Origin of the sequence: Natronosalvus rutilus (assembly GCF_024204665.1) — an archaeon.
Lineage (GTDB): Archaea > Halobacteriota > Halobacteria > Halobacteriales > Natrialbaceae > Natronosalvus > Natronosalvus rutilus.
Genome location: NZ_CP100355.1, coordinates 3411197 through 3437926 on the forward strand (window position 1 = coordinate 3411197; position 26730 = coordinate 3437926).

The window sequence follows — 26730 nt, forward strand, 5'->3', positions numbered from 1 at the left end:
TCGGTCCCCGAGTCACTCGGGCCGCAACGAGTCGATCACACGGCAGGCGTTCTTCGAGAACGCGCTGCGCAGTTTGTCCGCCGACACGTCGAGGGTCAGAATCTCCATGATCGCCACGTTCGGGTGCCAGTCGGGTGCGCCGCTCCCGAAGAGGACGCGGTCGGGGTGCTCGAGCAACGCCCGCTCGAGAACCTCCCGGTAGCGGACGCCGCTGGTCTCGAGGTAGCAGTCGTCGACGGCTTCGAGTAAATCGAGGAACGCGTGGGCGGACGGCCGACAGACCGAGGGGCCACCTCCGTGGGAAACGATTGCCGGAAACCCCCGGTCCAGGAGGGGGTCGACGAGGGCTGACGGTGGCGCGGCCTCGCTGCCACGGACGATTACCGGCAGGGACGCGGCCTCGAGTTCTGCAAGGACGGCCTCGTCGGGGACGCCGTCGACCGCCGGGTCGAGGACGAACCCGTGGAACCGGTCGTCGTAAGCGTACTGCTCGACGTCTTCGGGAGTCGTGTGAAACGGCTGGCGGCGGCTCACGGCGTTTCGGAACCGCCCCGTTCGGTCGGTCTCGAGCGCGTTCACACCGTTGATGCGGGCGAAGCCGACGAACGGCCGCTCGACGCTTCGACGGGCGACGCCGTTGTTCGCGGCGACGTAGGACTCGTCGGGCCTGGTTCCGGGAAAGACGACCGCCTGGACAATTCCCGCCTGGTGCATCTCGCGCTCAATTCGGGCGGGCGTCGCCGGAGGGACTCGAGTCGACGGCTCGCCCCTGCCGTCCGGGGACAGCCGAGCGTGGACGTCGACGACGCGGAAGTCGTGTTCCAGCTCGAGCATTCGCTCGTGCGTTTGCTCGACACACATGGGCGTACCGGCTTCCGCCGCCGGGCGGAGCAAGACCAACCGAACGTCGGGGGAGAGGAGAGCAATTCGACGTTGGGTGAGATGGGAACGATCCAGCGAGGTGGCGTGTGCATCCGTCACACAATCGCCAGAGGGAAGCGCGGTGGCACCGAAATACTTTTATAGAAGTGCTGACGATACAAGTAGTGAGGTTTCACACATGGCACAACAGCGACGCATGGGCGGACAGCCTATGTTCATCTTGAGCGAGGACAGCAACCGAACGCAGGGCCGCGACGCACAGTCGTCGAACATCATGGCCGGGAAGGCGGTCTCCGAGGCCGTACGCACGACACTCGGCCCGCGCGGCATGGACAAGATGCTCGTCGACTCGAGCGGGAACGTCGTCATCACGAATGACGGCGCCACCATCCTCAACGAGATGGACATCGAGCACCCCGCCGCGCAGATGATCGTCGAGGTCGCCGAATCCCAGGAAGAGGAAGTCGGTGACGGCACGACGACGGCGGCCGTTCTCGCCGGGAACCTGCTCGCCGAGGCCGAGGACCTCATCGAGCAGGACGTCCACGCGACGACCATCGTCGAAGGCTACCACGAGGCCGCCCGCATCGCCCTCGAGGCCATCGAGGACCAGGTCCTGGACGTCGACGTCGACGACGAACTGCTCGAGCAGGTCGCCGTCTCGAGCATGACCGGCAAGGGAACCGGCGGCCTCCAGACGGAGACGCTCGCCGAGACGGTCGTCGGCGCTATCCGCCAGATCAACTCCGACGAGGGCGTCCAGCGCGACAACGTCGAGATCCACACCCAGGTCGGTTCGTCCTCGAACGCGACCGAACTGGTCAACGGGATCGTCATCGACGAGGAGCCGGCACACGACGAGATGCCCACGAGCGTCGAAGACGCCTCCGTCGCCATCCTGGACGTCGAACTCGGCATCCGGACGGGCGAGGTCGATGCGGAGTACGCGATCGACTCGATCGACCAGCTCAACGCCGCCCTCGACGCCGAGGAGGACGAACTCCGCCGGTACGCCCAGGACGTCATCGACAGCGGCGTCGACGTGCTCTTCACGACCGACGACGTCGACGACCGCGTCGCCTCGCTGCTCGCCAGCGAGGGCATCCTCACCTTCGAGGACATCACCAACAAGAAGGCTCGCAAGGTCGCCAACGCGACGGGCGCCCGCCGGGTCGGCGCCCTCGAGGACCTCTCGGAGGACGACTTCGGCCACGCCGACCGCGTTCGCACCGAAACCTACGGCGACGACGACCTTGCGTTCGTCGAGGGAGGCGCGGCCGCCGAGGCCGTCACCGTCTTCGTCCGCGGCGGCACCGACCACGTCGTCGACGAACTCGAGCGCGCCATCGAGGACGCCCTGGACGTCGTCACCGCGGCGCTGGACTCGGGCGAAGTCGTCCCCGGCGCCGGCGCGACCGAGATCGCCATCGCCGACGCAGTTCGCTCGGCCGCGGCCGGCATCGAGGGCCGCAAGCAACTCGCCGTGACGGCCTTCGCCGACGCGCTGGACATCGTTCCGCGGACGCTCGCGGGCAACACCGGACAGGACCCCATCGACGTGCTGGTCGACCTCCGCGCCGCCCACGAGGCCGAGGGCCGCGCTGGACTGGTGACCGACGGCGAGACCGTCACTATCGGTGACCCCGTCGAGCATGGCGTCGTCGACCCCGCCGACGTCAAGCGCGAGGCCGTCGAAAGTGCCACCGAAGCCGCGACGATGATCGTCCGCATCGACGACGTCATCGCCGCCGAATAACGCCCTCGCGTTCGTTTTACCGTTTTTCGCGACCGTTCGCGTCATCCGATGGCAGCCGATAGTGTTATGTTGTGACATACCATACGTAAATGTATGTCCCATCGCTCACCGACAGATCGGCTGGTTCGAGCCGGGGGCACGGCCGACCGACCGATCTACTACGACGACCGTCGGGGGACGTACCACACCTGGTACGATGGGGGGACGTACGAACCGGTTACGACCGCCGTCCTGATGGGCGTCTCGACAGCCCTCGAGGCCGACCTCGAGACGCTCGAGCCGCTGGCGACGGCGATCGATCCCGAAGCGCTCGACGACCTCTTCACCCGCAGCGTGCGGTCCCGGTCTCGAGCTCGAGCCAGAACGAACGCGCTCGTGGTATCGTTCGAGTACGCCGAGTGCGGGATCCGGATTCACGAAAGCGGTGAGATCGTCATCGATCCGCGCTAGCAGGGATGACGAATCCGCACCAGCCAAGGTGACGAGGCCCACCGTCGCTATTCGCCGACGGGGGACACCCGCTCGAGGACGAACTCGTCACCGACCGCGAGGCCGAAGGCGTCGTCACCACGGCCGTCGTTGACGTCGAGTTCGACGTAGCCGTGGCTCCCGACGAGCGCGACCTGCTCGCCTGGAGCGACCTTCGCGAAGGTCTCGCCGACGGGGACGCGGTCGCCGTTCACGCGAACGCTCCCGGCTTCCTCGAGAACGTCGCCCGGAACGTTCGTGATGATGTTGCCGAAGTCGTCGACGGCGAGGACCTCGCCGGCCACCGCGTTCGGTTCGCTGACGTCCGCCACTGGGAGTCTGCATTCGACGGGGTCCGTCAGTCGAGAGAGCCAGGGGAGGGCCTCGAGCGCCCCGTCCCGGGTCTCGACGGCTGCCGCGGCGGGGGCGAACACGTCCCGGCCGTGGAAGGTCGTGCTCCCGGGGGCCGCGTGGTGACCTGACGGGCTGGGCGCCTCGAGAGCCGATTCGTCGACGGCGAACGTCTCGATGCCAGCATCGTTACCCGTCGTCGTCTCCTCGAGGCTGGCGTCGCAGTTCGATGCCGTCTCCGCGAGGTTGCCGTCGTTACCCGTCGACGCCTCCTCGAGGCCGGTCAACCGACGGGCGGCCGGAAGGAGCACGCCGTTGTCCGGGCCGACGAGAACGTGGCCGCCAGAACGAACGACTATTGCGCGCCGATCGGTCCCGACGTCCGGGTCGACGACCACGAGGTGCGTCGCCGGCGGGAAGTACGGCAGCGTCTCGCGCAACCAGAACGCACTTGTGCGAACGTCGCCCCTGGGGAGGTCGTGAGAGATGTCGGCCAGTCGAGCGTCGGTTCGCGAACAGAGGACGCCCTTCATCGCTGCGGGATAGGGCGAGCCGAAGTCCGAAGCGAGCGTGATCATGGACGTCGGTACGGGTCGGTCCCTCAAAGCCGATACGACTTTTTCTTTCGCTGCAGGTGAGCTACACATGCCGTGGACACTCGACGGACCCGAACCGACTCGCTGCCCCTGGTGCGGCGAGCCTCTCGAGCGCCGGAACCGGGAGGGGGCTCGATCGGTCCACTGCGTGGCCTGCGATCGAACGCTCTACCGAAACCCCGTTCCGGTTGCCTGCATGGCCGTCGTCGAGGACGATTCCGTGCTGTTGATCGAACGCGGTTCCGGTCCCAACCTCGGCGAATGGGCGCTTCCAGGCGGCCACCTCGAGCACGACGAACCGCCCCACGTTGCGGCCGCTCGCGAACTCGAGGAAGAGACCGGGCTCTCGGTCGACCCGTCGGTTCTTTCGCTGCTCGGAACCGGATTCATCGCACTCGAGTACGGGCACAGGCACGAAATGGTGTCGGTCAACTACGCCGTGTCGAGCGCGAGAACGACGGGAGTGCTCGAGGCCGGATCTGACGCGGCAGCCGCCCGGTACTGGTCGCGAGACGAACTGTTCGCAGACGGGAGACGGCCGACCCTCAGGGCCTCCGGGCTCGAGCAAGTGCTGAGCGCAATCAGCGAGTTCGGGTGATTGAGACGAGCAGTCGACCCGTCGTCACACGCCGTTCGAATCGTCTTCGGAGACCATCTGGATCCGTTCGATGCCCTCGATCTCCTCGACCACCTCGACGACGGCGTCGGGAACCAGCGACTCCCAGTCCTCGTCGTCGATCATCCGCTCGCGAACGGACGCCCCCTCGAGGACCTCGCGGTTGAACATCGGGGACTGGCGGATGTCGACCCCTGACTCGCGGAACAACTGGACGACGAGCGGGTTGTTCGAGTACGCCACGTCGAAGTCCGGACTCATGCTCTGGACGTGGCTCACCCAGACGGAGTTACGCTCCAGGTCCTCGATGGGGACCGCGTAGGTCGTCAGATCGAACTCCTGGACGGCCTTGGTGATCATCATGATCCGCTCGCCGGCGGTAAACGGGTTGCGCGTCGAGTGCGAGTCGCCCGCGCTCCCGATCCCGAGAACCAGTTCGTCGACGTCCTCGGCGATGCGTTCGACCATGGTGTGGTGACCGTTGTGATAGGGCTGGAACCGGCCGATGTAGAACCCCCGCGTCATACCTGACACCTCGAGGGTCGGACTCTTAAGAGTGGCGAGGTTCCCCTGGGATCGAAACCGGCGAAATCGGCCGTCTCACGACTCATCCGTAGTGGCCACGAATCGGGAGAAGGGAGAAAGTATATCAGTCGCAATCCCTTCGGTTCGGATACCGAATAGCCATTTATGAGCAACGATACGAACGTTGACGGCCCGTCGCCGGACGACGATGGAACCCCTCCCGACGAGGAGGACTCGTCCACGGACGCGGTTCCCCCGGCCGACGACGGCGCGACCGCCGACTCCCCCAGTGGTGGGTCCGACGAGACGGACGCCGAGACCGACTCGGACGCCGTCGAATCGCCGGTCGATGCGGACGACGCCGGCGGTGACTCCGGGTCAAGCCCCGACGCCGATCCCGAGGACCCCCTCGAGCGATCGCTCGAGAAACTCGAGGAACTCGAGGATGGGATCGAGGACGCCGACGCGGCGGCCGTCGACGCACACGATACAGACGAAGACGACGAAATCGAGACCGTCGAAGATCTCGGCAGTACCGTCGAGGTCGATCCAGGTGTCGAAATCGACGAGGAAATCGCCGAGGACGACCTGCTCGGCGGTCTCCAGATCGACTCGACCGCCGACATCGAGGTCCCCGACCGATTGGTCGACCAGGTCATCGGGCAGGACGAAGCCCGTGACATCATCATCAAGGCAGCCAAACAGCGCCGCCACGTGATGATGATCGGCTCGCCTGGGACCGGGAAGTCGATGCTCGCGAAGGCGATGAGCCAGCTCCTCCCGAAGGAGGACCTCCAGGACGTACTCGTCTATCACAACCCCGACGACGGCAACGAGCCGAAAGTTCGGACGGTGCCAGCGGGCAAGGGCGAACAGATCATCGAGGCCCACAAGGAGGAAGCCCGAAAGCGCAACCAGATGCGCTCGATCCTGATGTGGATCATTATCGCCATCGTCGTGGTCTACGCGCTCTTCGCCCAGCAGATCCTCCTCGGTATCCTCGCTGCGGGTATCATCTGGCTGATCTTCCGGTACACTTCCCGCGGCATGGACGCGATGGTGCCGAACATGATCGTCAACAACGGCGAGCAGCGCACGGCGCCCTTCGAGGACGCCACCGGCGCCCACGCCGGCGCACTGCTCGGCGACGTTCGCCACGACCCGTTCCAGTCCGGCGGCATGGAGACCCCGAGTCACGACCGCGTCGAACCTGGCTCGATCCACAAGTCCAACAAGGGCGTGCTGTTCGTCGACGAGATCAACACCCTCGACGTCCGCACCCAGCAGAAGCTGATGACGGCGATCCAGGAGGGCGAGTTCGCCATCACGGGCCAGTCCGAGCGCTCCTCGGGCGCGATGGTCCAGACCGAACCCGTCCCCTGTGACTTCGTCATGATCGCCGCGGGGAACCTCGACGCGATGGAGAACATGCACCCCGCGCTCCGCAGCCGGATCAAGGGCTACGGGTACGAGGTCTACATGGACGACACCATCGAGGACACCCCCGAGATGCGCCGCAAGTACGCGCGCTTCGTCGCCCAGGAGGTCGAACGCGACGGCCGCCTGCCGCACTTCACCCACGAGGCCGTCGAGGAGGTCATCCTCGAGGCCAAGCGCCGGGCAGGCCGCAAAGAGCACCTCACCCTACTATTCCGGAACCTGGGCGGTCTCGTCCGGGTCGCCGGCGACATCGCGCGGGCCGAGGACGCCGAGTTCACGTCGCGCGACCACGTCCTGCAGGCGAAGAGCCGCTCGCGCTCGATCGAGCAGCAACTCGCCGACGACTACATCGAGCGCCGCAAGGACTACGAACTGCAGGTCAACGAGGGCGGCGTCGAAGGCCGCGTCAACGGGCTCGCCGTCATGGGCGAGGACTCCGGGATCATGCTTCCCGTCATGGCCGAGATTGCCCCGGCACAGGGCCAGGGCCAGGTCATCGCCACCGGGAAGCTCAAGGAGATGGCCGAGGAGTCGGTCCAGAACGTCTCCGCGATCATCAAGAAGTTCTCGGACGTGAACCTCTCGGAGAAGGACGTCCACATCCAGTTCGTCCAGGCCGGCCAGCAGGGCGTCGACGGTGACTCCGCCTCCATCACGGTGGCAACCGCCGTCATCTCCGCCCTCGAGGATATCCCGGTCGATCAGTCGGTCGCGATGACCGGGTCGCTGTCCGTGCGCGGCGACGTCCTCCCGGTCGGCGGCGTCACCCACAAAATCGAGGCCGCCGCGAAAGCCGGCTGTACGAAGGTCATCATCCCGAAGACCAACGAGCAGGACGTCATGATCGAGGACGAGTACGAGGAGATGATCGAGATCATCCCGTGCTCGAACATCAGCGAAGTCCTCGACGTCGCCCTGATGGGCGAACCGAAGAAGGACTCGCTGGTCGACCGGCTCAAGCAGATCACCGGCTCGGCGTTCGAGAGCCAGGTCAACACCGGGACCGGGACCGGAACTGGCGGCTCGAACCCGAGTCCGCAGTAATCGAATGACCCAGTGGGCGGCGTTCGCGGGACTTTCTGGCGTCGTCCTCGTCGCACTTCTCGTTCTCTCGGTACTCACCCAGCGCGCGTTCGAGGAGCCGAACGGCTCGAGGGCCAGCCGTCAAAACCCGCTTGATGCCGAGTCCCAACGGCCGACCGATCGTCCCCTCGAGCGGACCGACTCGAGGGATCAGGCGACCGACGCAGCGTCTCGAGAGGCGCCGCCGGAGGAAGCGTCTGCATCCGCAGTCGAGGAGTACGGGCCGGCGTCCGACGACGTCGCACCCGTCTCGGAAGCGGGGACGCCCCGTCAGCCGACGAGAACTCGAGAGCCCACACGGTCGGAGACCGGAACCGATCCCCACGACATCTCGACTGGAGCCTTGCTCGCAAACGTCGCCCTCTCGCAGGGACTGTTCGCCGCGGTTCTGCTCGGGGCCGCCGTCTACACCTCGATCCCGCTCGAGGCCCTCGGAATCGAGTTCGACTCGAACTACCTGCGAAGCGGCCTGCTCCTCGGCGCCGTCGCCGGTGTCGTCCTCTACGCGACAAACGAAGTCGGGGCCGCGCTGGCGACTCGCCTGGGCGTCGACCACGACGAGGCGCTTCGTGGACTGCTAGCCCCCGACGACGTTCGCGGGTGGGTCGTCCTGCTCGTCGCCGTCTTGCCGGTCGTCGCGTTCTTCGAGGAGTTTCTCTTCCGCGCAGCCCTGATCGGCGCCCTCGCTGTCGGCTTCGACGTCCCGATCTGGCTGCTCGCCGTGGGTTCGTCGGTCGCGTTCGCGGTCGGCCACGGGATGCAGGGACCCGCTGGCATCGTCGTCACCGGCCTCCTGGGATTCGTCCTGGCAGCGCTGTTCATCGCCACGGGGAGCCTGCTCGCGGTCGTCGTCGCTCACTACCTCGTCAACGCCCTCGAGTTCGTCGTCCACGAGGGGCTGGGTCTCGAGCCCGTGGAGTCAGTGCTCGAGCGGGTCGGGAGCTAGCCTTTCAGAACATCACGCTGATACATGAATGGTGAGGAACTCGACTTCGAACGGAGCGAGGGGCAGTCACGAATCACCTCTCGGCCATGTTTAGTGTAGTCTGAAGGATGAGACGGGGTACTTTTCAGCTGGGGTATGACGAAATCGCCCGCCTCAGTGGTCGAAGCGACTGGATTGACGTCGATCCAATAATCGCCTAAACGTGGTTCCAAGCCTTCGCCGTCTAGTGGAATTGGCGTAACTACACACGATGTAGTACCCAGACACGAAACCGATAAATGATCGCTCGAGTACGGTTACGTATATGCTCGATTCAGTCGTGGGCACGGCCAACGCGTTCGACGATCCGTTTAATGGAGTTGTCGTCGGAGCCCCGTAGCACCACATCGCCCGTTTCGACGAATATATTGCTGGCGACCAACACTCACCGAGCAACACCCGGTACGCAATGGACGAACTCACCTCTCGTACGACCGACCGGCGCCCAACATGAGCAAGAAGAGAAAGAAGATGGATACACCCGAACAGGAAGACAACACAATCGACGCTGAACCGTCTCTCGAGGGCGAGTACGACCCAGCCGAAGCCGAACGGCGCTGGCAGCAGCGCTGGGTCGACGCAAAAACCTACGCCTACGAGGGTGAACCCGGCCAGGACCCGAACACCACCTACGCCATCGACACGCCGCCGCCGACGGTATCGGGGAGCCTGCACATGGGTCACCTCTACGGCTCGACGCTGCAGGACTTCGCGGCCCGCTTCCAGCGGATGGCCGACGGCGACGTCCTCTTTCCGTTCGGCTACGACGACAACGGCATCGCGAGCGAGCGCCTGACAGAGGAGGAACTGGACATTCGCCACCAGGACTACGAGCGCCGCGAGTTCCAGCAGCTCTGTCGCGAGGTCTGCGCAAAGTACGAGGAACAATTCACCGAGAAGATGCAGTCGCTGGGATCCTCGATCGACTGGGACCACACCTACAAGACCATCGAACCTCGCGTCCAGCGAATCTCCCAATTATCGTTCATCGACCTCTACGAGAAAGGACGCGAATATCGAAAGAAGGCGCCCGCAATCTGGTGTCCCGAGTGTGAGACAGCCATCTCCCAGGTCGAGACCGAGGACGATGAGCGGGATTCGTACTTCAACGACATCGCCTTCGAGATGCGTGGCGAGAATCCGCCGCGCGAGGAGTTCGTCATCTCGACGACCCGTCCCGAACTGCTGCCGGCGTGCGTCTCCGTGTTCGTCCACCCCGACGACGAGGAGAACCAGGATCTGGTTGGCGAAACCGCACGGGTGCCCATCTTCGGCCACGAGGTGCCGATCATCGCCGACGACCGCGTCGACATGGAGAAGGGCAGCGGCGTCGTCATGTGCTGTACGTTCGGTGACCAGAACGACATCGAGTGGTACCAGGTCCACGACCTCCCACTGCGAGTCGCCATCGACGAGACTGCGACGATGACCGACCTTGCGGACGATTACGAGGGAATGAGTACCGAGGAAGCTCGAGAAGCCATCGTCGAGGACCTCGAAGACGCTGGCTTCCTCCGGGATCGCCGCGAAATCGTCCACGACGTCGGCGTCCACGAACGCTGTGACACCCCCGTCGAGTACCGCGTCTCCAAACAGTGGTACGTCGAAATCCTCGATCACAAGGACGAGTACCTCGAGGCCGGCGAGGCCATGGACTGGTACCCCGAGAAGATGTTTACCAGGTACCAACACTGGATCGAGGGCCTCGAGTGGGACTGGCTCATCTCGCGTCAGCGCGACTCGGGCATCCCGTTCCCCGTCTGGTACTGCGGCGAGTGCGATCACCCGATCATCGCCGAAAAGGAAGACCTGCCGGTCGACCCCCTGAGCGACGACCCGCCGCTCGAGCGCTGCCCCGAGTGCAGTAGTGAGGAATTCGAGGCCGAAGAGGACGTCTTCGACACGTGGGCGACCTCCTCGTTGACGCCGCTGATCAATGCCGGCTGGGACTGGGACGAGGAAGCCGAAGAGTTCACCATGGCGAACCCCGAGCTCTACCCGTTCGACCTGCGCCCACAGGGCCACGACATCATCTCGTTCTGGCTGTTCCACACTATCGTCAAGTGCTACGAGCACACCGGCGAGGTGCCCTTCGACGCGACGCTCATCAACGGCCACGTCCTCGACGAGAATCGCGAGAAAATGTCCAAATCCCGCGGCAACGTCGTCGAACCTGCCGAAGTCCTCGACGAGTATCCCGTCGACGCCGTCCGGTTCTGGGCTGCCAGCGCCGCCGTCGGCGACGACTTCCCCTACCAGGACCAGGACATCGTCGCCGGCGAGAAACTCCTGCGCAAGCTCTGGAACGCCTCCAAACTGGTCGACCACCTCGCGCCCGCCGACCCCGAGGAGCCCGCCGACCTCGAGGCGATCGACCGCTGGCTGCTGGCGGAACTCGACGACACGGTCGAAACCCTCACCGAACACTTCGAGCACTACGAGTTCGCCAAAGCCCGCAACCACCTCCGGACGTTCTTCTGGAACACCTTCTGTGACGACTACCTCGAAATCGCCAAAACCCGCGCGGACAGCGCCTCGACGCAGTACACGTTGTGGGCGGCCCACCGAACCTTCCTCCTGCTCTGGGCGCCTATCCTCCCCCACGCCATCGAGGAAATTTGGCAGGCGAGGTATGCGGGGAGCGAGGACACCGGGGCCGCCGACTTCGACAGCATCCACACCGAAGCCTGGCCGGAGCCCCAGGGCCACGAGGCCGACCTCGAGGCTGGCGAGACCGCCATGGAGGTCATCTCCGCGCTCCGCCGCTACAAGAGTGAGAAACAGCTCCCGCTGAACGCCGAGCTCGGGTCCGTTTCGGTCTACGGCCCCCTCGAGGGCTTCGAGGATGCAGTCCAGAGCGTGATGCAGGTCCAGGAGTTAACTGTGCTCGAGGAGGAGCCCGAAATCGCGACCAAAATCGGGTCGATCGACCTCGACTATTCGACTCTCGGACCGAAGTACGGGGCGAAAGTCGGTGAGATCGATTCGGAAATCGAGAGCGAGAATTACGAGGTCGACGACGAGGAAGGCGTTCTCCGCGTCGCCGGTGAAGAACTCGAGGCCGACCTCTTCGAGGTCGAGTACGAGCGAACCTACTCGGGCGACGGCGAGATGATCGAGACGGAGTCGGCGGTCGTGCTTCTCGAGTAGCGCGCCGGCCCATCTGCTGGTTAGTGTCGTCGGTTTTCAGCGGTTCTCGCATGCTTCCGGGCGGCGCCAACGGCTGTCCGTGTTCAGTGCTCACCCTCGCGTCCCTCGCATTTCTTCGCGTCAATCGGACTATCTAAACACCTGGCCGTCCTCGGACGGGTATGAAGCAACTCGAGTCCGTTTCGGACACCGTCCAGCGGGCCATCGTCGTTGGAATCGTGCTCTACTTCGCGCTGTTTTTCTACGCCGAGGTCACCGACGTCTTCGCCGTTCGACGCGCCGCGAACGCCGTATTCGGATTCGTGGCACTGGGCGTCGGTGCCGTGCTCCTCTCTAACGCCAGGGAGACGTTTTCCCCACTCGGGGGAGCCGGCATCTGTCTCGCCGTCGGCGGAATCGCCCAGCTCGTCGCGGTCGTCGTCGTGGATATCCTGATCGATTCTGTCGCGTCGATCGCCGTCTTCGTCGGGATCGGACTCTACGTCTACGCGGTCTTGACGGCCTCGTGATCGGGGCCTACGTCGACGCCGAGACCCCCCAGCTGATGTGGTCCCACGTTCGCTCGTAGAGGTAGTAGGTCCCCGTTTTCACGACGTTCGTCGCGATCCCGATGTTGAGCGCCGCGCCGACCTCCCCAACGACGGCCCACGCGACCATCGTCGTGATGAGGATCATGAAGAGCCGATAGCAGAGGGTTTTCACGAGGGCTCGCTTCCGAGCCTGGAGCGCCGACCGCGAGACGACGTCGTCGAGCATAGTCCGTTGCTCCACTCGAAGGGCAATAATAACCACGCATGGTGTCCTCGAGAGCATTTAGTAACCACATCCGATTACTCTCGCCCTGGGAGTCGTCGCGCCGAAACCGGGCCCGGTCACGAACGGTCACTTGTAAGTGCGCGTCGCCGGGCCGGGTTCGGGGAAATTGGTGCCAGCGATTATAGTTCCTCGAGCGAGCGCAACTTCTGTTCGACCTGCGGTGGAGCGGCGCTCGGTCCGTCCCGGACGCGGTGGTCGGGGAAGACGATGGGGATCGGATTCTCGTCGAGTGCCGTTCGAACGAGGATGGTGTCGTCCTCGTCGTCGGGATCGAGTCCCGCCATCCGGGCGACCGTGGCGACGTCGACGTTCTCTCCGTAGGGAATCCCGCGAACCTGTTCGAGCACTGATCGCTGGTCGGTCGGCACGGTCAAGGCGACCTCGAGGTCGGCGAAGTCGACCTCGGAGAGGCCCTCGAGGTACTCGGCGAAGCGATCCAGCACGGGGTGGTCCCCGACGACGGCGTTCTCGTCCGGCTGATCCGGGAACGAGACCGACATCACCCGGCCGCTGGCGATCCCGACCTGGACGAACCGCTCGAGGTAGGTCGACTCGAACGCGTAGATGCCTGCGTCCGCATCGGCGAGGTCGTTCATAGGTGAGTGCAGGGACGGCCGTGTCTTGAATATTCGCCTGCTGTCGCCAGCGGCAACAGGTCGGTCTCGCGGACTGTCGTCGACCGAATCCCCTTTGGGGCCGACGAGCGTAGGACGGCCGATGAGAGTCGTACAGCTCGGAACCGGGACGCCGGAACTCGCGGTCGTCGCCGCCATTCACGGCGACGAGCCCTGCGGCGTCCGCGCCGTGGAACGGCTGATCGAAGAGGAACCGTCGGTCAAACGCCCAGTGAAGCTCGTCGTCGCGAACGAGGAGGCCCTCGAGCGCAGCGTCAGGTACGTCGACGAGGACCTCAATCGGGCCTTTCCGGGCCATCCAGAGGCGGAGACCCACGAGGGGCGACTCGCCCACGAACTCGGGGCGGAACTCGAGGGCTGTCTCACGTTCTCGATGCACTCCACGCAGAGCCACGCCGACCCGTTCGCCATCGTCGACGAACTGAGCGAGACGACCAGGGACCTATGTCCGCAACTGCCGGTGACGGCGCTCGTCGAAACCGGCCCCTTCGCTGGCGGGCGGCTGTTCAGCGGGGCCGACGCGGTCGAGGTCGAGTGTGGACTGCAGGGAAGCGACGCTGCGGCCGAGAACGCAGACCGCCTGACGCGGGCGTTCCTGACCGCCGTCGGGGCACTTCCGGGCGATACGGTTCGCCGGGACCTCCCGGTCTACCAGCTCGTCGACCGGATCGACAAGGCGGCCGCCGACACCTACGAGGTGTTCGTCGACAACTTCGAGCGCGTCGAGGAGGGCGCGGCGTTCGCGGCTGCCGACGGCGAGAAGCAGGTCGCCTCGGAGGGCTTTTACCCCGTCTTGCTGTCCCCCTACGGCTACCGCAACGTCTTCGGGTACACCGCGCGCAAACTCGAGACGCTGACCGCGTCGACGGTCGCCGAGTGAGGACGATCCGTCCCTCCGGTCGGGCCACGGGCGAGTTTTCGGGACGAGTTCGGGTCGACGATGTCACGGCTGAACCAGTGAAATCGATGACGCGGCTGAGACAGTGAGACCGATGCCGTCGCTGAACCAGTGAAACTGATGCCGCGGCTGAAACATTGATCTAGGGCCGCCCCCTTTCGAGGAGTACACCAATGCCACTCGAGTCGCTCCTCCCGGTCGCACCGTTCCCCAATGGGATCGATCACTACGCCCTCGGCGGCGTCCTGGTCGGCCTCGGCGTCGTTACCATCTACCTCGCGACCGCCATCGCCCCCGGCGCGAGCACCTTCCTCGAGTCGACGCTCTCGTACGGCTCGTCGCTCTCGCGACTCGACCGCTATCGCGCCTCTCGAGACTGGCGGGTCGTCTTCACCCTCGGAATCGTATCCGGGGCGGCGCTCTACACGCTCGCGACCGGCGGCGGAGCCTGGGTGACGGCGGTCGCGCCCTGGCGACTCCTGGTGGGCGGCGTGCTCATCGGCGTCGGTACCCGTCTCGGGAAGGGGTGTACCTCCGGTCACGGCGTCTGCGGTGTCGGCTCTGCCTCGAGCACGTCGTTCGTCGGCGTGCTCTCGTTTCTCCTCGTTGCGATCGTGACCGCCCAGTTGGCGATGGCCGCGGGGGTGTCGCCGTGACCGCCGCCGATCCAGGCGAGGTCGTCCAGGACCACGACCAGCACCCGCTGTTCTTGCCCGTCGTCTTCCTCGGCGGCCTCGTCTTCGGTGTCGGCCTCGCGTTGAGCGAGATGGCGAAACCGGAGGTCGTCCTCTCGTTCCTCCAATTCGAGGACTTCGGGCTCCTGTTCGTCATGCTCGGCGGCGCCGCCGTCACCGGTCTCGCCTTCTTCGGCGCGCCGCTGGCCCTCGGACGGGCGCCACTGACTGGCGCTCGCTACGGGCGGCGGCTCAAGTCCCTCGACAGGAACGTCGTGCTGGGCGGCGGCATCTTCGGGGTCGGCTGGGGACTGTCCGGAATCTGTCCCGGCGCGGCCTACGCCAGCCTGGGTATCGGCAACTACGCGATCCTCTGGGGGATCGCTGGCATGTTCGTCGGTGCGTACGCCCAGGCCTACTGGCGGTCGTCGCCAGCGAGTGCAGGGACCGACGCGACGGCGGCCGATTGACGGACCTCGTGCTGGTGGACGCTGCGTTTGCCGGCATCACCCCTACACGGCTGTCGCTCGAGTGTGCTGGTATGGTTCGCCTCTCGACGGTGCTCATCCTGCTCGGTATCGTGTTCGTGATCGCGCCGATCCCACCGGTCGGGATGATCCTAGCCGTGCTCTGTTTCGCGATCGGGTTGCCGCTTCGATTCGTGTTCGACAAGTGAGCATATCGCTTCGTATTCGGCAAACGAGCACGCCAGGGTAAGTACTCGAGCCCCCGGATATTACTATAAAGAATGTAGCACGTCTCGAATCGCGTTCGCATCGTTCAAGAACGCATAAATCCCTGCTCCGGTACCGTCCACGTATGGACACCTACGACCTGATTACGCGGAACGTCGACGAGGTCGTCACCGACGAGGAGGTACGCGAACTCGCTACCGACCCGGCCGGCAAGCGCGTCTACGTCGGCTACGAACCCTCCGGCGTCTTGCACCTGGGGCACCTACTCACCGCGAACAAGCTCATCGACCTCCAGGACGCCGGCATGGAAGTCGTCGTCTTGCTCGCGGACGTCCATGCCTACCTCAACGGGAAGGGAACCTTCGAGGAAATTCGCGAGACCGCCGAGCAGATGCGCGCGCAGTTCCTCGCTTACGGGCTCGACGAGTCCCAGACCGAGTTCGTCTACGGCTCGAGCTACCAGCTCGAGGACGACTACGTACTGGACCTCCACGAACTCGAGCTATCGACGACGCTGAATCGCGCCCAACGGGCGATGGCCGAGTTGCAGTCGGGCGAGACCGCCAAGGTCAGCCACGTCGTCTACCCACTGATGCAGGCGCTGGACATCGAGTACCTCGACCTCGACCTCGCCGTCGGCGGGATGGACCAGCGCAAGGTCCATATGCTGATGCGCGAGGAGCTCCCCGAGCTAGGCTACGAGGCCCGTCCGTGCCTCCACACGCCCATCGTCGCCGACCTCACCACCGGCGAGGGCAAGATGTCCTCGAGCCAGGGCGTCACCATCTCGATGGAGGACTCAGCCGACGACCTCGAAGACAAGGTGAACTCGGCGTTCTGTCCGCCAACCCGCGACCCGGAGGGCGACCTCGAGAACCCCGTCCTCGAACTGTTCGAGTACCACGTCTTCCCCCGGTTCGAAACGGTACTCGTCGAGCGACCCGAGAAGTACGGCGGGGATCTCGAGTACGGGAGCTACGAGGACCTGGCGAGCGACCTCGAGTCGGGCGAACTCCACCCGGCGGACGCGAAGGGGACACTCGCGAGCTACCTCGACGAGTTGGTCGCGCCGGGTCGCGAGAAACTGCGCGAACTACGCGAAGCCTGAGGCGGGACGTCAGCGGTACTCGAAGTCTGAACCAGGTCGTCAGCGGTACTACGACGGCCTGCGGGTGAATCCCGGTTCACGGCCGAGAACCCGACTCATCCGTAGACGTAGAATTCCTGGGGATATTCGTGCGTCGAGCCTCGAGTCCCGAAGCTCACGGGAAGCGAAAAACGATGAGAAAGTGATCGTCGACGAGATCGTTCACCAAGTCGGCTCGCGACCGCCTCAGTGGGTCGCGTCCTCGAGCACGAGGGTCTCGTCCTCGAGGTAGTGTTCGAAGTGGTGGGCGTCGTCCTCGACGTCGACGAGAATCTCCCGGAGGATCTGGCCAGTCGCGTGATCCCCGAGGTTCGTCGCGAGTTCGATGCTATCGCGCATCGACTCGATGATCTCCCCATAGATTTCGAGGTCGTTCTCCATCATCGTGCGGAGGTCGTAGACGTCCTCGCCCTCGAACTCGACGGTCGCTCGGTCCTCGAGGTTCGAGGGGCCCGAAACCGGGACGCCGCCCAGCGCCTGTGCGCGCTCGGCGATCAGGTCGGCGCCCACCTCGGCGTGCTCGTAGGCCTCCTCGAAGAAGAGGTGCAGGTCGCGGAACTCCGCGCCCTCGACGACCCAGTGGTGCTTCTTGAGCTGGTGGTACAGCACGTACGCGTTCGCGAGTTCCGTGTTCAGCGCGTCGACGACCTGCTCGGCCTTCTCCTGGTCGAGTCGCAGTGCGTTCTCCTCGACTTTGTCGGCCTGCTGGCGGACGGTCTTTTGAGTGCTCATCTCACGTCCGACTACGTCGTCATCCCTCTTAAAGCCTTTCCATTAGAAAATAATTCTTCTCGAGTCAGAACCAGTTTTTACGACTTCGAGAAAATTATTACTCGAGATCGAATTTTTGGCCCCGGTTTCCCACTTGCCGCTAGAGTACCGAACAAACGCTCGAACCCGGAACACTATACTCGAGGACCACCGATCCGCCCGTATGAACGCATCCGTCCTCGTCGCCGGCGAAACGCTGGTCGACTTCCTCCCCGACCGGCCAGGGCCGCTCTCGGCCGTCGGCCAGTTCGAACGCCGGCCGGGCGGCGCGCCGGCGAACGTCGCCGTCGCGCTCGCTCGTCTCGAGCACGACCCCGCCCTCTGGACGCGCGTGGGAAACGACCCCTTCGGGCGTTACCTGGTGGACGTCCTCGCCGATCACGGCCTCCCCGACGACTACGTCGAGGTCGACCACGACGCACAGACGACGCTCGCGTTCGTCACTCACGACGAGTCCGGCGACCGAACGTTCTCGTTCTACCGCGACGGGACTGCCGACACGCGCCTCGAGCCCGGAACCGTCGGCGACGACACCCTCGACTCGCTCGAGTGGGTCCACACCGGCGGCGTCACCCTCTCGAGTGGCCGCTCGCGGGAGGCAACCCTCGGGTTGCTCGAGCGCGCCCAGGTACTGGGTTGTACGACCTCCTTCGATCCCAACCACCGGCCCGAACTGTGGGCCGACCGGGAGACGTTCGAACGGATCGGTCGGCGAGCGCTCGCTCACACCGACGTCTGCAAGGCGACGGTCGAGGAACTCGAGTTGCTCGGCTGTGCAGGCGAGACGCCGGAAGCCGTCGCCCGCGACGCCCTCGACTGTGGCCCCCACACCGTCTTCCTCACGCGTGGGAGCGAGGGCGCGATGGTCGTCACGGACACGACAGCATCGATGCCCGAGGCCGTCTTCGAGCACCCCGGCTTCGAGGCCGACGTCGTCGACACCACCGGCGCGGGCGACGCGTTCGTCGCCGGGCTCGTTGCCTCACTTCGCGAGGGACGGGGACTCGAAGAGACCCTGGCCTTCGCCAGTGCGGTGGCTGCCCAAACGACGACCGAGCCAGGGGCGATGACGGCACTCCCGACCCGAGACGACGTCCAGGAGTGGCTGGACGCCGCCGGTTCGTGACGCCCCGACTCACAGCGACAGCGGGTGGTCGCCCGTGAGCCGTCGAGCCACGACGCGAGCGATCGAGAGACGGCTCCGCGACGAGCACGGAGGAATTCTGCGCCGTCTCGAGGCCTGTGCAGACGCCGTCTCCGAGGCGTGGCCAGCCGAGACCGTCACCGAACGAACGGCCGTCGTCGACCCCTTGCGAGCCGAAATCGAGGCGTCTGGACTCCTGCGAGCCTTCCCACCGCTCCTCGTCGACCTGGTCGAATCGGCGGGGTACGCCCTGCCCGCACGACCGGTTGCGGCTCCACCGTACGTCGCCGTGACGAGTCGCGGTCCGGTGCTCCGGGCGACCGTCGAACCGGGGCGACTCGTCGTTCGCCTCGACGTCTTCGGCCTCGAGCGCGAGCGTGAGCACGAGTACCAGTGCGAGTGCAAGTGCGAACCCGAACGGGATTCAGGGCCGGCGTACCGTCGCCTCGAGTCCGTCTCCGTGTCTGCAGAACTGCGCTGATCGCGGCGTCCCCTCAAGTCGCCGAGGTGCTTATCGAGGCCGAGTGGGCGATACCTATTAAACCCGTGCGTGTGAGTCTCAGGCCAATGCATCCGCGTGCAGCGACCTTCGTCGCACAGGCTCGAGAGGAGTACGGCTTCGATCCGGCCGTCGAGGAGTTTCCGGAGGGGACCAAAACCGCCGCCGACGCCGCCGAAGCCGTCGACTGTGACGTCGCCCAGATCGCGAGTTCGCTGGCGTTCGACGCCGGCGGCGACCTCGTGGTGGCGGTGACGAGCGGCGCGAATCGGGTCGACGAAGGCGCGCTGGCCAAGGCCGTCGACGTCGCACCCGGAACCGTCGAGATGGCCGATCCGGAGCGAATCAAGTCCCGGCTGGGCTGGTCGATCGGTGGCGTCCCGCCGTTCTGTCACGACCGGCCCGTCCCGACGTACCTCGATGAAATGCTGCTCGAGTTCGAGACGGTCTGGGCGGCGGCTGGAACGCCCTCGGCGGTGTTTCCGATCGATCCGACGGAACTCGAGGACCTGACGAACGCCCAGGTGGTCTCGGTAGTCGACGGATCGTCTCGATAATAACTCGACCCCTCTATACTGGCTCGGGTTAATAATTATTGCACCCGGAATAATAACACTTTTATCGGTGACGCCGCTGGGGGAGCATATGAACCTGACACGGCGCCGCGTGCTCGGTCACGGGGCATCGGCTCTCGGCGTCGGCGCGCTCGCGGGGTGCCTGAGCGAACCTGGCGCCGACGGCGACGGTGGCGATGCCAGCGACCTCTCGGGATACGCCGCCTTCTTCCCGCTCTGGGACTGGACGAACCAGGTGGTCGGCGACGCGGGATCGATCGAGAACCCCGTCGACGCCGGCCAGCTTGGACACGGATGGAGCCCGGAGGGTGATCTGGTTCGAACCGTCGCCGAAACCGACGCGTTCGTCTACTTCGATAGTCCCGAATTCACCTGGGCCCAGGACATCGCTGGCCAGCTCGAGGCCGAGTCGAACTCGACCGACGTCGTCGTCATCGACGCACTCGAGGGGATTAGCGAGGACCACTTCCTCTCGTTTTCCGACGACGGACACGACGGTGACGACGGAGGTCACGACGACGAGGACGACCATAGTCACGGTGACGATCACGAGGGTGAACACGACGACGGCGATGATCACGAGAGTGAACACGACGATGGCGACCACGTGGAGGAACACGACAACGACCCGGAGTCACTCTCCGTCGACGAGTTCGAGCTACTGACCTCCTCGAGCGACGTAACCGCAACCTGGCACGACGACCACTGGGACGGCGGTGTTCCGCCAGTCCCCGCCGACGGATCGATCGAACTCGAGGCAGCCGTCCAGGTCGACGGCGAGGACCTCGCGTTCGGCGCGGATGAATCCCACCAACTCTGGGCTCGAGTCGCCGACGACGGATCGACAGACGTCCTCGAGATCGAGTCCCACGGCGACGCCATCGAAATACGTGGCCGTGAGAGCGGGCAGACGCGCGTGATCTTCGAACTCCGGCGCGACGACGAACGCGTCTGGGACTCGAGCGCCGACCCGCTCCGCGTCGAGGTCGCCGCCGACGCCGGGTCCGGGATGACCGCGTTCCACGACCCCCACGTCTGGCTCGATCCCGTACTCGCCGCGGACGTCGTTCACGCCATCGCCGACGGGCTCGCCGACGTCGCGCCCGACGATGCGGACACCTTCGAGGCCAACGCCGAGGCGTACGCCGAGCGCCTCGCCGAGGTCGACGAGCAACTCCGGGCGCTCGTCGACGAGGCCGACCTCGAGGTCGCCGTCCTCGCCGGCCACGACTCGTTCCGGTACCTCGAGCGCCGCTACGGCTTCGAACTCCACTCCCCGGTCGGGGTCTCCCCCGACGAGTCGCCGAGCGCGGGCGAAATCGCCGAGACGATCGAACTCGTCGACGAACGCGGTATCGACACGATCCTCTACGATCCGTTCGAGGTTCCCGAGGGCGATGTACCGCCGCTCGCCGAGACCATCGTCCATGACAGCCAGGCGACCGAGACGGCGCCGCTGACGCCGGTGGGTGGCACGCTGACCGAGTGGAATGACCGCGACTGGGGCTGGGTCGAACAGATGACAGAAGTGAACCTGCCGTCGCTTCGGGCGGCCCTCGAGGTGTCGTGATGGGGCGCGTTCGTCGGAGCGAAAGTGCAAGTACTAACTCACCAGAGGGCGGAGGATCGACAGTGACACCCGCTCCCGCGGTCGACGTTCGCGACGTCTCGTTCGCCTACGGCGAGACGCCGGTCGTCAGCGACGTCTCGCTCACGATCGAGGCGGGCGAGTTCCTGGGGCTCATCGGGCCCAACGGCTCCGGCAAGACGACGCTCTTGCACCTCATGCTCGGCCTGCTTGAACCCGACAGCGGTTCGATCGACCTCTTCGGCGAACCGGTCGATCAGTTCGCCGACGGCGAGCGCATCGGTTACGTCTCCCAGCAGTCCACCGAGCAGGGCGGGTCGATGCCCGTCACGATCCGAGAGACGGTGACCATGGGGCGGTTCGCCCACGCGGGCCACGCGCGACTGACCGACGAGGACCGCGCCATCGTCGAAGATGCACTCGAGACGGTCGGCATCACCGACATCGCGGATCGGCGCGTCACCCAGCTGTCAGGCGGACAGCGCCAGCGGGCATTCATCGCCCGTGCGCTCGCGAGCGAGGCGGATTTGCTCGCCCTGGACGAGCCGACCGTCGGCGTCGACGCCGAGTCCCGGGACGCGTTCTACCAGTTGCTCGAGTCGCTCAACGAGTCGGGAATCACGATCATCCTCATCGAGCACGACATCGGCGTCGTTACCGACCGCGCCTCGAGAATCGCCTGTATCAACACGGAACTGTACCACCACGGCGACACCGAGTCGTTCGTCGAGAGCGATGCCCTCGCCGAGGCCTACGGGGCGACGGGACAGATCGTCCACCACGATCACTGAAATGACCGAAGGGACAGACACTGCCACGGCGGCCGAACCGGCCTCGAGCCACGACGCCGGTCTTCGCCGGGGACTCGAGGCAGTTGGCCTCGCCGTCACTGGCCTCGTCGCCGCCGTCATGATCGGCTTCGTCGTCCTCTACTGGCTCCGGGAGTATCGGCTGGCGGCCGGCGCCTACGAGCAGTTCATGATCGCCAGCCAGTGGCTCGATTACTACCTCGGCACGAACGTCTTCAAGTGGTCGTTCATGTGGCAGTCGATGGCCACCGGCGTCCTGATAGGCGTCGTCGGCCCGCTCATCGGCAGCTTTCTCGTCCACCGCAAGATGGCGCTCATCGGCGAAACGCTCGCGCACACGGCCTTCGCCGGTGTCGCCATCGGCTTCGCCGCGGCCTCGCTGGTCGGCTGGGCCGGCTCGCCGATGTACGCCGCGCTCGTCGTCGCGATTCTAGGCGCGCTGGGCGTCCAGTGGCTCTCCGAGCGGACGAACGCCTACGGCGACGTCCCCGTCGCGATCATGCTCACGGGCAGTTTCGCCGTCGGAACGCTCGTCGTGAGCTGGGGTCGGGGCCGGCGCGGCATCAGCATCGAGGACTACCTCTTCGGCGACCTCTCGATCGTCACGGCCTCGAGCGCCCGGTTGATGGCCGTCCTCAGCGTCGCGGTCGTCGCGGTCGTCGCCTACACGTACAAACAACTCCTGTTCATCACGTTCGACGAGCAGGCCGCCCGCGTCGCGCGGTTGAACGTCACCGCGTACAACACGCTGTTGGTCGTGATGACCGCGGTCGTCGTCGTCGGCTCGATCCAGGTCCTGGGCGTCATCCTCGTCGCCGGAATGCTCGTCATCCCCGTGGCGGCCGCCTCCCAGATCGCCCGCGGGTTCCGGGAAACGGTGGTCCTCTCGGTCCTGTTCGGAGAGCTCTCGATCGCCGGCGGTTTCGGCCTGGCCATCTCGCAGGGGCTCCCCTCCGGGGGCTCGATCATCGTCGTCGCCATCGCCGTCTACCTGCTGGTGATCGCGCTCTCGAGTCGGTCGGTCGCGGCGATTTCGACCCACTAACTCCTTCCGGCGAATCCCACCCGCAGGGAACGGCCCCACGTTTAACTCGTCTCCCGGTTAACAGTACACTTGATGGGAAGGTTACGCGATCTATTCGCCCCCGAGACCGTTGCCGTCGTCGGCGCGACCGACCGCGAGGGCGCCGTTGGACGGGCGATTCTCGAGAATCTGCACGCGGACTTTCGGGGCGACGTCGTCCCAGTTAACCCCAACCGGGAGTCCGTGTTGGGCCTCGAGAGTTACCCGGACGTCGCGAGCGCACCGCCGGTCGACCTGTCGGTGATCGTCGTCCCACCGTCGATCGTCCTCGAAGCGATCGAGGAGAGCGCCGAGGTGGGCGTCGAGAACGTCGTCGTCATCACGGCCGGCTTCTCCGAGACCGGTGGCGAGGGCGCCGCCCGCGAGCGCGAGTTACGCGACCTCGCCGCGTCGTACGACCTGAATCTGGTTGGCCCCAACAGCCTCGGCATTATGAACACACAGACCGGGATGAACGCCACATTCGGCCCCGAGAACGCCATCGAGGGCTCGGTGTCGTTCATGAGCCAGTCGGGCGCGTTCATCACCGCCGTCCTGGACTGGGCGAACGAACAGGGGATCGGCTTCCGGGACGTCGTCTCGCTGGGCAACAAGTCGGTGCTCGACGAGACCGACTTCGTCCGCGAGTGGGGCGACGACCCCGAGACGGACGTCGTCATCGGCTACCTCGAGGGGATCGATCACGGCGACGAGTTCGTCGAGGTCGCCCGCGAGGTCAGCGACGACACGCCGATCGTGCTCGTGAAGTCGGGTCGGACTAGCGCAGGCGCACAGGCGGCCTCATCGCACACGGGCGCCATCGCCGGCAGTGAGGCCGCCTACGAGACCGGCCTCGAGCAGGCGGGCGTCCTCCGGGCACAGTCGGTCCAGGAACTGTTCGACTGGGCGCGAGCGCTCTCTGGGCTGCCGACGCCCGAGACCGACTGCGTCGCCGTCGTCACGAACGCCGGCGGACCTGGCGTGCTCACCACCGACGCCGTCGGCGACTCGACGCTGTCGATGGCCGGCTTCACCGACGAGACGATCGACCTACTGGCCGAGACGATGCCCGAGGAGGCGAACGTCTACAACCCGATCGACGTGATCGGCGACGCCGACGTCGAGCGGTTCGAGACGGCGCTCGACATCGCTCTCTCGGATCCGAACGTCGGCAGCGCCGTCGTCGTCAGTGCCCCGACGGCCGTGCTCGCGTACGACGACCTGAGCGAAGTCGTGATCGAGAAGCGAAACGAGCACGAGAAACCCATCGTCACGAGCCTGATGGGCGGCAGTCGCTCGCGCGACGCGGAGGCGGTCCTCCGGGAGGCCGGCATCCCCAACTACTTCGACCCCGCCCGGGCCGTCTCGGGACTCGACGCCCTCGAGCGCTATCGCTCGATTCGCGAGGCGACGACCGACGAGCCCACCAGATTCGACGTCGACCGCGAGCGCGCCCGCGAGATCCTCGAGACTGCCCGCGACCGGGCGGACAACCGCCTCGGCGTCGAGGCGATGGAACTGCTCGAGGCCTACGGCATTCCGACGCCGACGGGCGAGATCGTCGACGATCCGGCGGACGCGCGGTCGGTCGCGGAGTCGATCGACGGCGACGTCGTCCTCAAGATCGTCAGCCCGGACATCAGCCACAAGTCCGACATCGGCGGCGTCCGCGTGGGGGTGGCAGACGACGAGGTCTACGACGCCTACGAGGACGTCGTCGCGAAGGCGCGAAACTACCAGCCAGGCGCGACGATCATCGGCGTCCAGGTCCAGGAGATGCTCGACCTCGAGGCCTCGACCGAGACCATCATCGGGATGAATCGGGACCCGCAGTTCGGTCCCCTGTTACTCTTCGGACTGGGCGGCATCTTCGTCGAAATCCTCGAGGACACGTCGCTCCGGGTCGCACCGATCGGCGAGAGCGAGGCCCGCGAGATGGTCAACGAGATCAAGGCGGCGCCGCTCCTGCGCGGCGCTCGGGGGCGCGACCCGGCCGACGTTGACGCCGTCGTAGAGTCGATCCAGCGGCTCTCGCAGCTGGTGACCGACTTTCCGGCAATCCTCGAACTCGACGTGAACCCCCTCGTCGCCGGATCCGACGGCGTACAGGCGATCGATCTCAGACTGACCGTTGACACGGAGGAGCTATGACCGACTCAGACACGGAAACCGAAACCGACACCACGGCGAACGCGAAGACGAACGACACCCGACCGATCCTGGTCGCCTCCCTCGAGGAGAGCACGGGCAAGACGGCGATCACGCTCGCGCTGGCGAACCACGCCGCGGAAGCCGGCGACGACGTCGGCTACATGAAACCCAAGGGGACCCGACTCCAGAGCAACGTCGGCAAGACCCTCGACACCGATCCGATGCTCGCGCGCGAAATCCTCGGCCTAGACGCCGAGATGCACGACCTCGAGCCGGTAGTCTACTCGCCAACGTTCATCGAGCAGGCGATTCGGGGACGAGAACACCCGGAGGAACTTCGCGAGCGTGTCTCGGAGGCATACGACGCCCTCGCGGCGGACCGCGACCGAATGTTCCTCGAGGGTGCCGGCCGACTCGAGCAGGGGGCCATCGTGGACCTGACCGACGCGGACATTGCGTCGCTGGTCGACGCGCGCGTACTGGTGATCGCCCCCTATGAGACCCCGGGCGACGTCGACGACGTGCTGGCAGCGGCGGAGGCGTTCGGCGACCAGTTCGACGGCGTCCTCTTCAACGCCGTCGCCGACTCCGTCCGGGATCAGCTCGAGTCCGACGTTGCGCCCTTTCTCGAGGGACGCGGCGTACCGGTCCACGGCGTCCTGCCACGCGACCAGACGCTGGCCGGCGTCACCGTCCAGGACCTGGCCGACGAACTCGGCGGGCGCGTGCTCTCCGAGAACGGCCTCGACGAGTACGTCGAGCGCTTCTCCGTCGGGGCGATGGGTGCCGACAGCGCGCTCAGGCACTTCCGGCGAACGAAAAACGCCGCCGTCATCACGGGTGGCGACCGCGCGGACATCCACTCCGCGGCGCTCGAGGCAAGAGGCGTGAAGTGTCTCATCCTGACCGGCGGCCACCGCCCGTCCGGGGCGATCCTCGGCCAGGCGGCCGAGAAGCACGTCCCCGTCCTGATGGTCCAGTCGGACACGCTCACGACCGTCGAGCGGGCCGAGGAGATCGTCCGCAGCGGTCGGACCCGCGACGAGACGACCGTCGAGCGCATGCAGGCGCTTCTCGCCGACCACGCCGACCTCGAGTCGCTTCGCTGAGCGGCCAGAAGCGAGGCTCGAGACCTTCGGGTACGAGTGAATCGAACGCGACCGCTCTGCCGCTGAGCGCGTCGGTCAAAAGGTAGCACCACGGCGCGTCCCCCGGGCACGGGGACCCGCCGCAATCGCCGGTTATCAGAGGCACTCCGGCACTGGTTATATTCAGAACCCAGCGGTAAACCCTCACTCGTCGCCCTGCCGCCCATACAGTGGTATGTGGTATTTAATTATTTCTCTTACTTAAATAGCCACGTCGCTTCGACGGCGCTCGACTCGAGTCTGGTCGCCCGCGGAGACGTCTTTA

General features: G+C 65.7%; 26 protein-coding genes. 20 read left to right on the top strand and 6 right to left on the bottom strand.

Annotated features, from left to right (window positions below):
• Nucleotides 1–12 precede the first annotated feature (12 nt).
• Entirely contained in the window at nucleotides 13–834 is an 822-nt protein-coding gene (locus NGM29_RS16605; RefSeq protein ID WP_254157769.1) for an amidohydrolase family protein, read from the bottom strand.
• 259 nt (nucleotides 835–1093) lie between these two features.
• Here NGM29_RS16605 and thsA point away from each other — a divergent pair, with 259 nt between their 5' ends.
• Nucleotides 1094–2638, top strand: coding sequence for a thermosome subunit alpha (gene thsA, locus NGM29_RS16610; RefSeq protein WP_254160611.1), 1545 nt, complete (start codon nucleotides 1094–1096; stop codon nucleotides 2636–2638).
• Nucleotides 2639–2731: 93 nt separating this feature from the next.
• The gene (locus NGM29_RS16615) at nucleotides 2732–3088 is read left to right on the top strand and encodes a HalOD1 output domain-containing protein (RefSeq protein WP_254157771.1); all 357 of its coding nucleotides are present in this window, start codon (nucleotides 2732–2734) and stop codon (nucleotides 3086–3088) included.
• Between the two features lie 47 nt (nucleotides 3089–3135).
• Here the strand turns inward: NGM29_RS16615 and NGM29_RS16620 are convergent, their stop codons facing one another.
• Nucleotides 3136–4035 (bottom strand): SAM hydrolase/SAM-dependent halogenase family protein, encoded by a 900-nt coding sequence (locus NGM29_RS16620; RefSeq protein ID WP_254157773.1) that lies wholly within the window; start codon nucleotides 4033–4035, stop codon nucleotides 3136–3138.
• A 67-nt stretch (nucleotides 4036–4102) separates the two neighbouring features.
• Between NGM29_RS16620 and NGM29_RS16625 the strand changes: the two genes are divergently transcribed.
• Entirely contained in the window at nucleotides 4103–4651 is a 549-nt protein-coding gene (locus NGM29_RS16625) for an NUDIX hydrolase (RefSeq protein ID WP_254157775.1), read from the top strand.
• 24 nt (nucleotides 4652–4675) lie between these two features.
• Here NGM29_RS16625 and NGM29_RS16630 read toward each other — a convergent pair whose 3' ends face one another.
• Nucleotides 4676–5194: a nicotinamide-nucleotide adenylyltransferase gene (locus tag NGM29_RS16630; RefSeq protein WP_254157777.1), complete on the bottom strand. Its 519-nt coding sequence runs from the start codon at nucleotides 5192–5194 to the stop codon at nucleotides 4676–4678.
• A 165-nt stretch (nucleotides 5195–5359) separates the two neighbouring features.
• On the opposite strand from NGM29_RS16630, the gene lonB reads away from it, so the two are divergent.
• The 4 genes from lonB to NGM29_RS16650 all read left to right on the top strand — a co-directional run bounded on the left by lonB (nucleotide 5360) and on the right by NGM29_RS16650 (nucleotide 12361).
• Nucleotides 5360–7678 carry an ATP-dependent protease LonB gene (gene lonB / locus NGM29_RS16635; protein WP_254157779.1) on the top strand — a complete coding sequence of 773 codons (2319 nt, stop codon included), beginning with the start codon at nucleotides 5360–5362 and terminating at the stop codon, nucleotides 7676–7678.
• A gap of 4 nt (nucleotides 7679–7682) precedes the next feature.
• A complete protein-coding gene (locus tag NGM29_RS16640; RefSeq protein ID WP_254157781.1) occupies nucleotides 7683–8663 on the top strand; it encodes a CPBP family intramembrane glutamic endopeptidase in 981 nt (326 codons plus the stop codon).
• A gap of 510 nt (nucleotides 8664–9173) precedes the next feature.
• Nucleotides 9174–11852, top strand: coding sequence for a valine--tRNA ligase (locus NGM29_RS16645; RefSeq protein ID WP_254160613.1), 2679 nt, complete (start codon nucleotides 9174–9176; stop codon nucleotides 11850–11852).
• A gap of 161 nt (nucleotides 11853–12013) precedes the next feature.
• Nucleotides 12014–12361 carry a hypothetical protein gene (locus NGM29_RS16650; RefSeq protein ID WP_254157783.1) on the top strand — a complete coding sequence of 116 codons (348 nt, stop codon included), beginning with the start codon at nucleotides 12014–12016 and terminating at the stop codon, nucleotides 12359–12361.
• 7 nt (nucleotides 12362–12368) lie between these two features.
• On the opposite strand, the gene NGM29_RS16655 is transcribed toward NGM29_RS16650, so the two are convergent.
• Nucleotides 12369–12608, bottom strand: a complete 240-nt coding sequence (locus NGM29_RS16655; RefSeq protein WP_254157785.1) for a DUF2061 domain-containing protein — start codon at nucleotides 12606–12608, stop codon at nucleotides 12369–12371.
• A 179-nt stretch (nucleotides 12609–12787) separates the two neighbouring features.
• Nucleotides 12788–13264, bottom strand: a complete 477-nt coding sequence (locus NGM29_RS16660) for an MGMT family protein (RefSeq protein WP_254157787.1) — start codon at nucleotides 13262–13264, stop codon at nucleotides 12788–12790.
• A gap of 121 nt (nucleotides 13265–13385) precedes the next feature.
• Here NGM29_RS16660 and NGM29_RS16665 point away from each other — a divergent pair, with 121 nt between their 5' ends.
• The 5 genes from NGM29_RS16665 to NGM29_RS16685 all read left to right on the top strand — a co-directional run bounded on the left by NGM29_RS16665 (nucleotide 13386) and on the right by NGM29_RS16685 (nucleotide 16678).
• Entirely contained in the window at nucleotides 13386–14183 is a 798-nt protein-coding gene (locus NGM29_RS16665) for a M14 family metallopeptidase (RefSeq protein WP_254157789.1), read from the top strand.
• A 191-nt stretch (nucleotides 14184–14374) separates the two neighbouring features.
• Entirely contained in the window at nucleotides 14375–14857 is a 483-nt protein-coding gene (locus NGM29_RS16670) for a YeeE/YedE family protein (protein ID WP_254157791.1), read from the top strand.
• The gene (locus NGM29_RS16675; protein ID WP_254157793.1) at nucleotides 14854–15345 is read left to right on the top strand and encodes a DUF6691 family protein; all 492 of its coding nucleotides are present in this window, start codon (nucleotides 14854–14856) and stop codon (nucleotides 15343–15345) included. Before NGM29_RS16670 ends, NGM29_RS16675 begins: the two co-directional genes overlap by 4 nt.
• A gap of 71 nt (nucleotides 15346–15416) precedes the next feature.
• The gene (locus NGM29_RS16680; RefSeq protein ID WP_254157795.1) at nucleotides 15417–15551 is read left to right on the top strand and encodes a transporter; all 135 of its coding nucleotides are present in this window, start codon (nucleotides 15417–15419) and stop codon (nucleotides 15549–15551) included.
• 143 nt (nucleotides 15552–15694) lie between these two features.
• Nucleotides 15695–16678 carry a tyrosine--tRNA ligase gene (locus NGM29_RS16685; protein WP_254157797.1) on the top strand — a complete coding sequence of 328 codons (984 nt, stop codon included), beginning with the start codon at nucleotides 15695–15697 and terminating at the stop codon, nucleotides 16676–16678.
• A 225-nt stretch (nucleotides 16679–16903) separates the two neighbouring features.
• Here NGM29_RS16685 and dpsA read toward each other — a convergent pair whose 3' ends face one another.
• The gene (gene dpsA / locus NGM29_RS16690) at nucleotides 16904–17449 is read right to left on the bottom strand and encodes a DNA starvation/stationary phase protection protein DpsA (RefSeq protein WP_254157799.1); all 546 of its coding nucleotides are present in this window, start codon (nucleotides 17447–17449) and stop codon (nucleotides 16904–16906) included.
• A 202-nt stretch (nucleotides 17450–17651) separates the two neighbouring features.
• On the opposite strand from dpsA, the gene NGM29_RS16695 reads away from it, so the two are divergent.
• The 8 genes from NGM29_RS16695 (at nucleotide 17652) to NGM29_RS16730 (ending at nucleotide 26426) form a co-directional block, all read left to right on the top strand.
• Complete coding sequence (locus NGM29_RS16695; protein WP_254157801.1) at nucleotides 17652–18614, top strand: carbohydrate kinase family protein; 963 nt, start codon at nucleotides 17652–17654, stop codon at nucleotides 18612–18614.
• 34 nt (nucleotides 18615–18648) lie between these two features.
• Nucleotides 18649–19113: a DUF7988 family protein gene (locus NGM29_RS16700; RefSeq protein ID WP_254157803.1), complete on the top strand. Its 465-nt coding sequence runs from the start codon at nucleotides 18649–18651 to the stop codon at nucleotides 19111–19113.
• Nucleotides 19114–19199: 86 nt separating this feature from the next.
• Nucleotides 19200–19688 (top strand): YbaK/EbsC family protein, encoded by a 489-nt coding sequence (locus tag NGM29_RS16705; RefSeq protein WP_254157805.1) that lies wholly within the window; start codon nucleotides 19200–19202, stop codon nucleotides 19686–19688.
• Nucleotides 19689–19776: 88 nt separating this feature from the next.
• Nucleotides 19777–21276 (top strand): metal ABC transporter substrate-binding protein, encoded by a 1500-nt coding sequence (locus NGM29_RS16710; RefSeq protein ID WP_254157807.1) that lies wholly within the window; start codon nucleotides 19777–19779, stop codon nucleotides 21274–21276.
• Complete coding sequence (locus NGM29_RS16715) at nucleotides 21276–22085, top strand: metal ABC transporter ATP-binding protein (RefSeq protein ID WP_425499172.1); 810 nt, start codon at nucleotides 21276–21278, stop codon at nucleotides 22083–22085. Before NGM29_RS16710 ends, NGM29_RS16715 begins: the two co-directional genes overlap by 1 nt.
• A gap of 1 nt (nucleotide 22086) precedes the next feature.
• Nucleotides 22087–23148 (top strand): metal ABC transporter permease, encoded by a 1062-nt coding sequence (locus NGM29_RS16720; RefSeq protein ID WP_254157811.1) that lies wholly within the window; start codon nucleotides 22087–22089, stop codon nucleotides 23146–23148.
• Between the two features lie 72 nt (nucleotides 23149–23220).
• Nucleotides 23221–25317 carry an acetate--CoA ligase family protein gene (locus NGM29_RS16725; protein WP_254157813.1) on the top strand — a complete coding sequence of 699 codons (2097 nt, stop codon included), beginning with the start codon at nucleotides 23221–23223 and terminating at the stop codon, nucleotides 25315–25317.
• Nucleotides 25314–26426, top strand: a complete 1113-nt coding sequence (locus tag NGM29_RS16730; protein WP_254157815.1) for a phosphotransacetylase family protein — start codon at nucleotides 25314–25316, stop codon at nucleotides 26424–26426. Before NGM29_RS16725 ends, NGM29_RS16730 begins: the two co-directional genes overlap by 4 nt.
• Nucleotides 26427–26730: the final 304 nt, after the last annotated feature.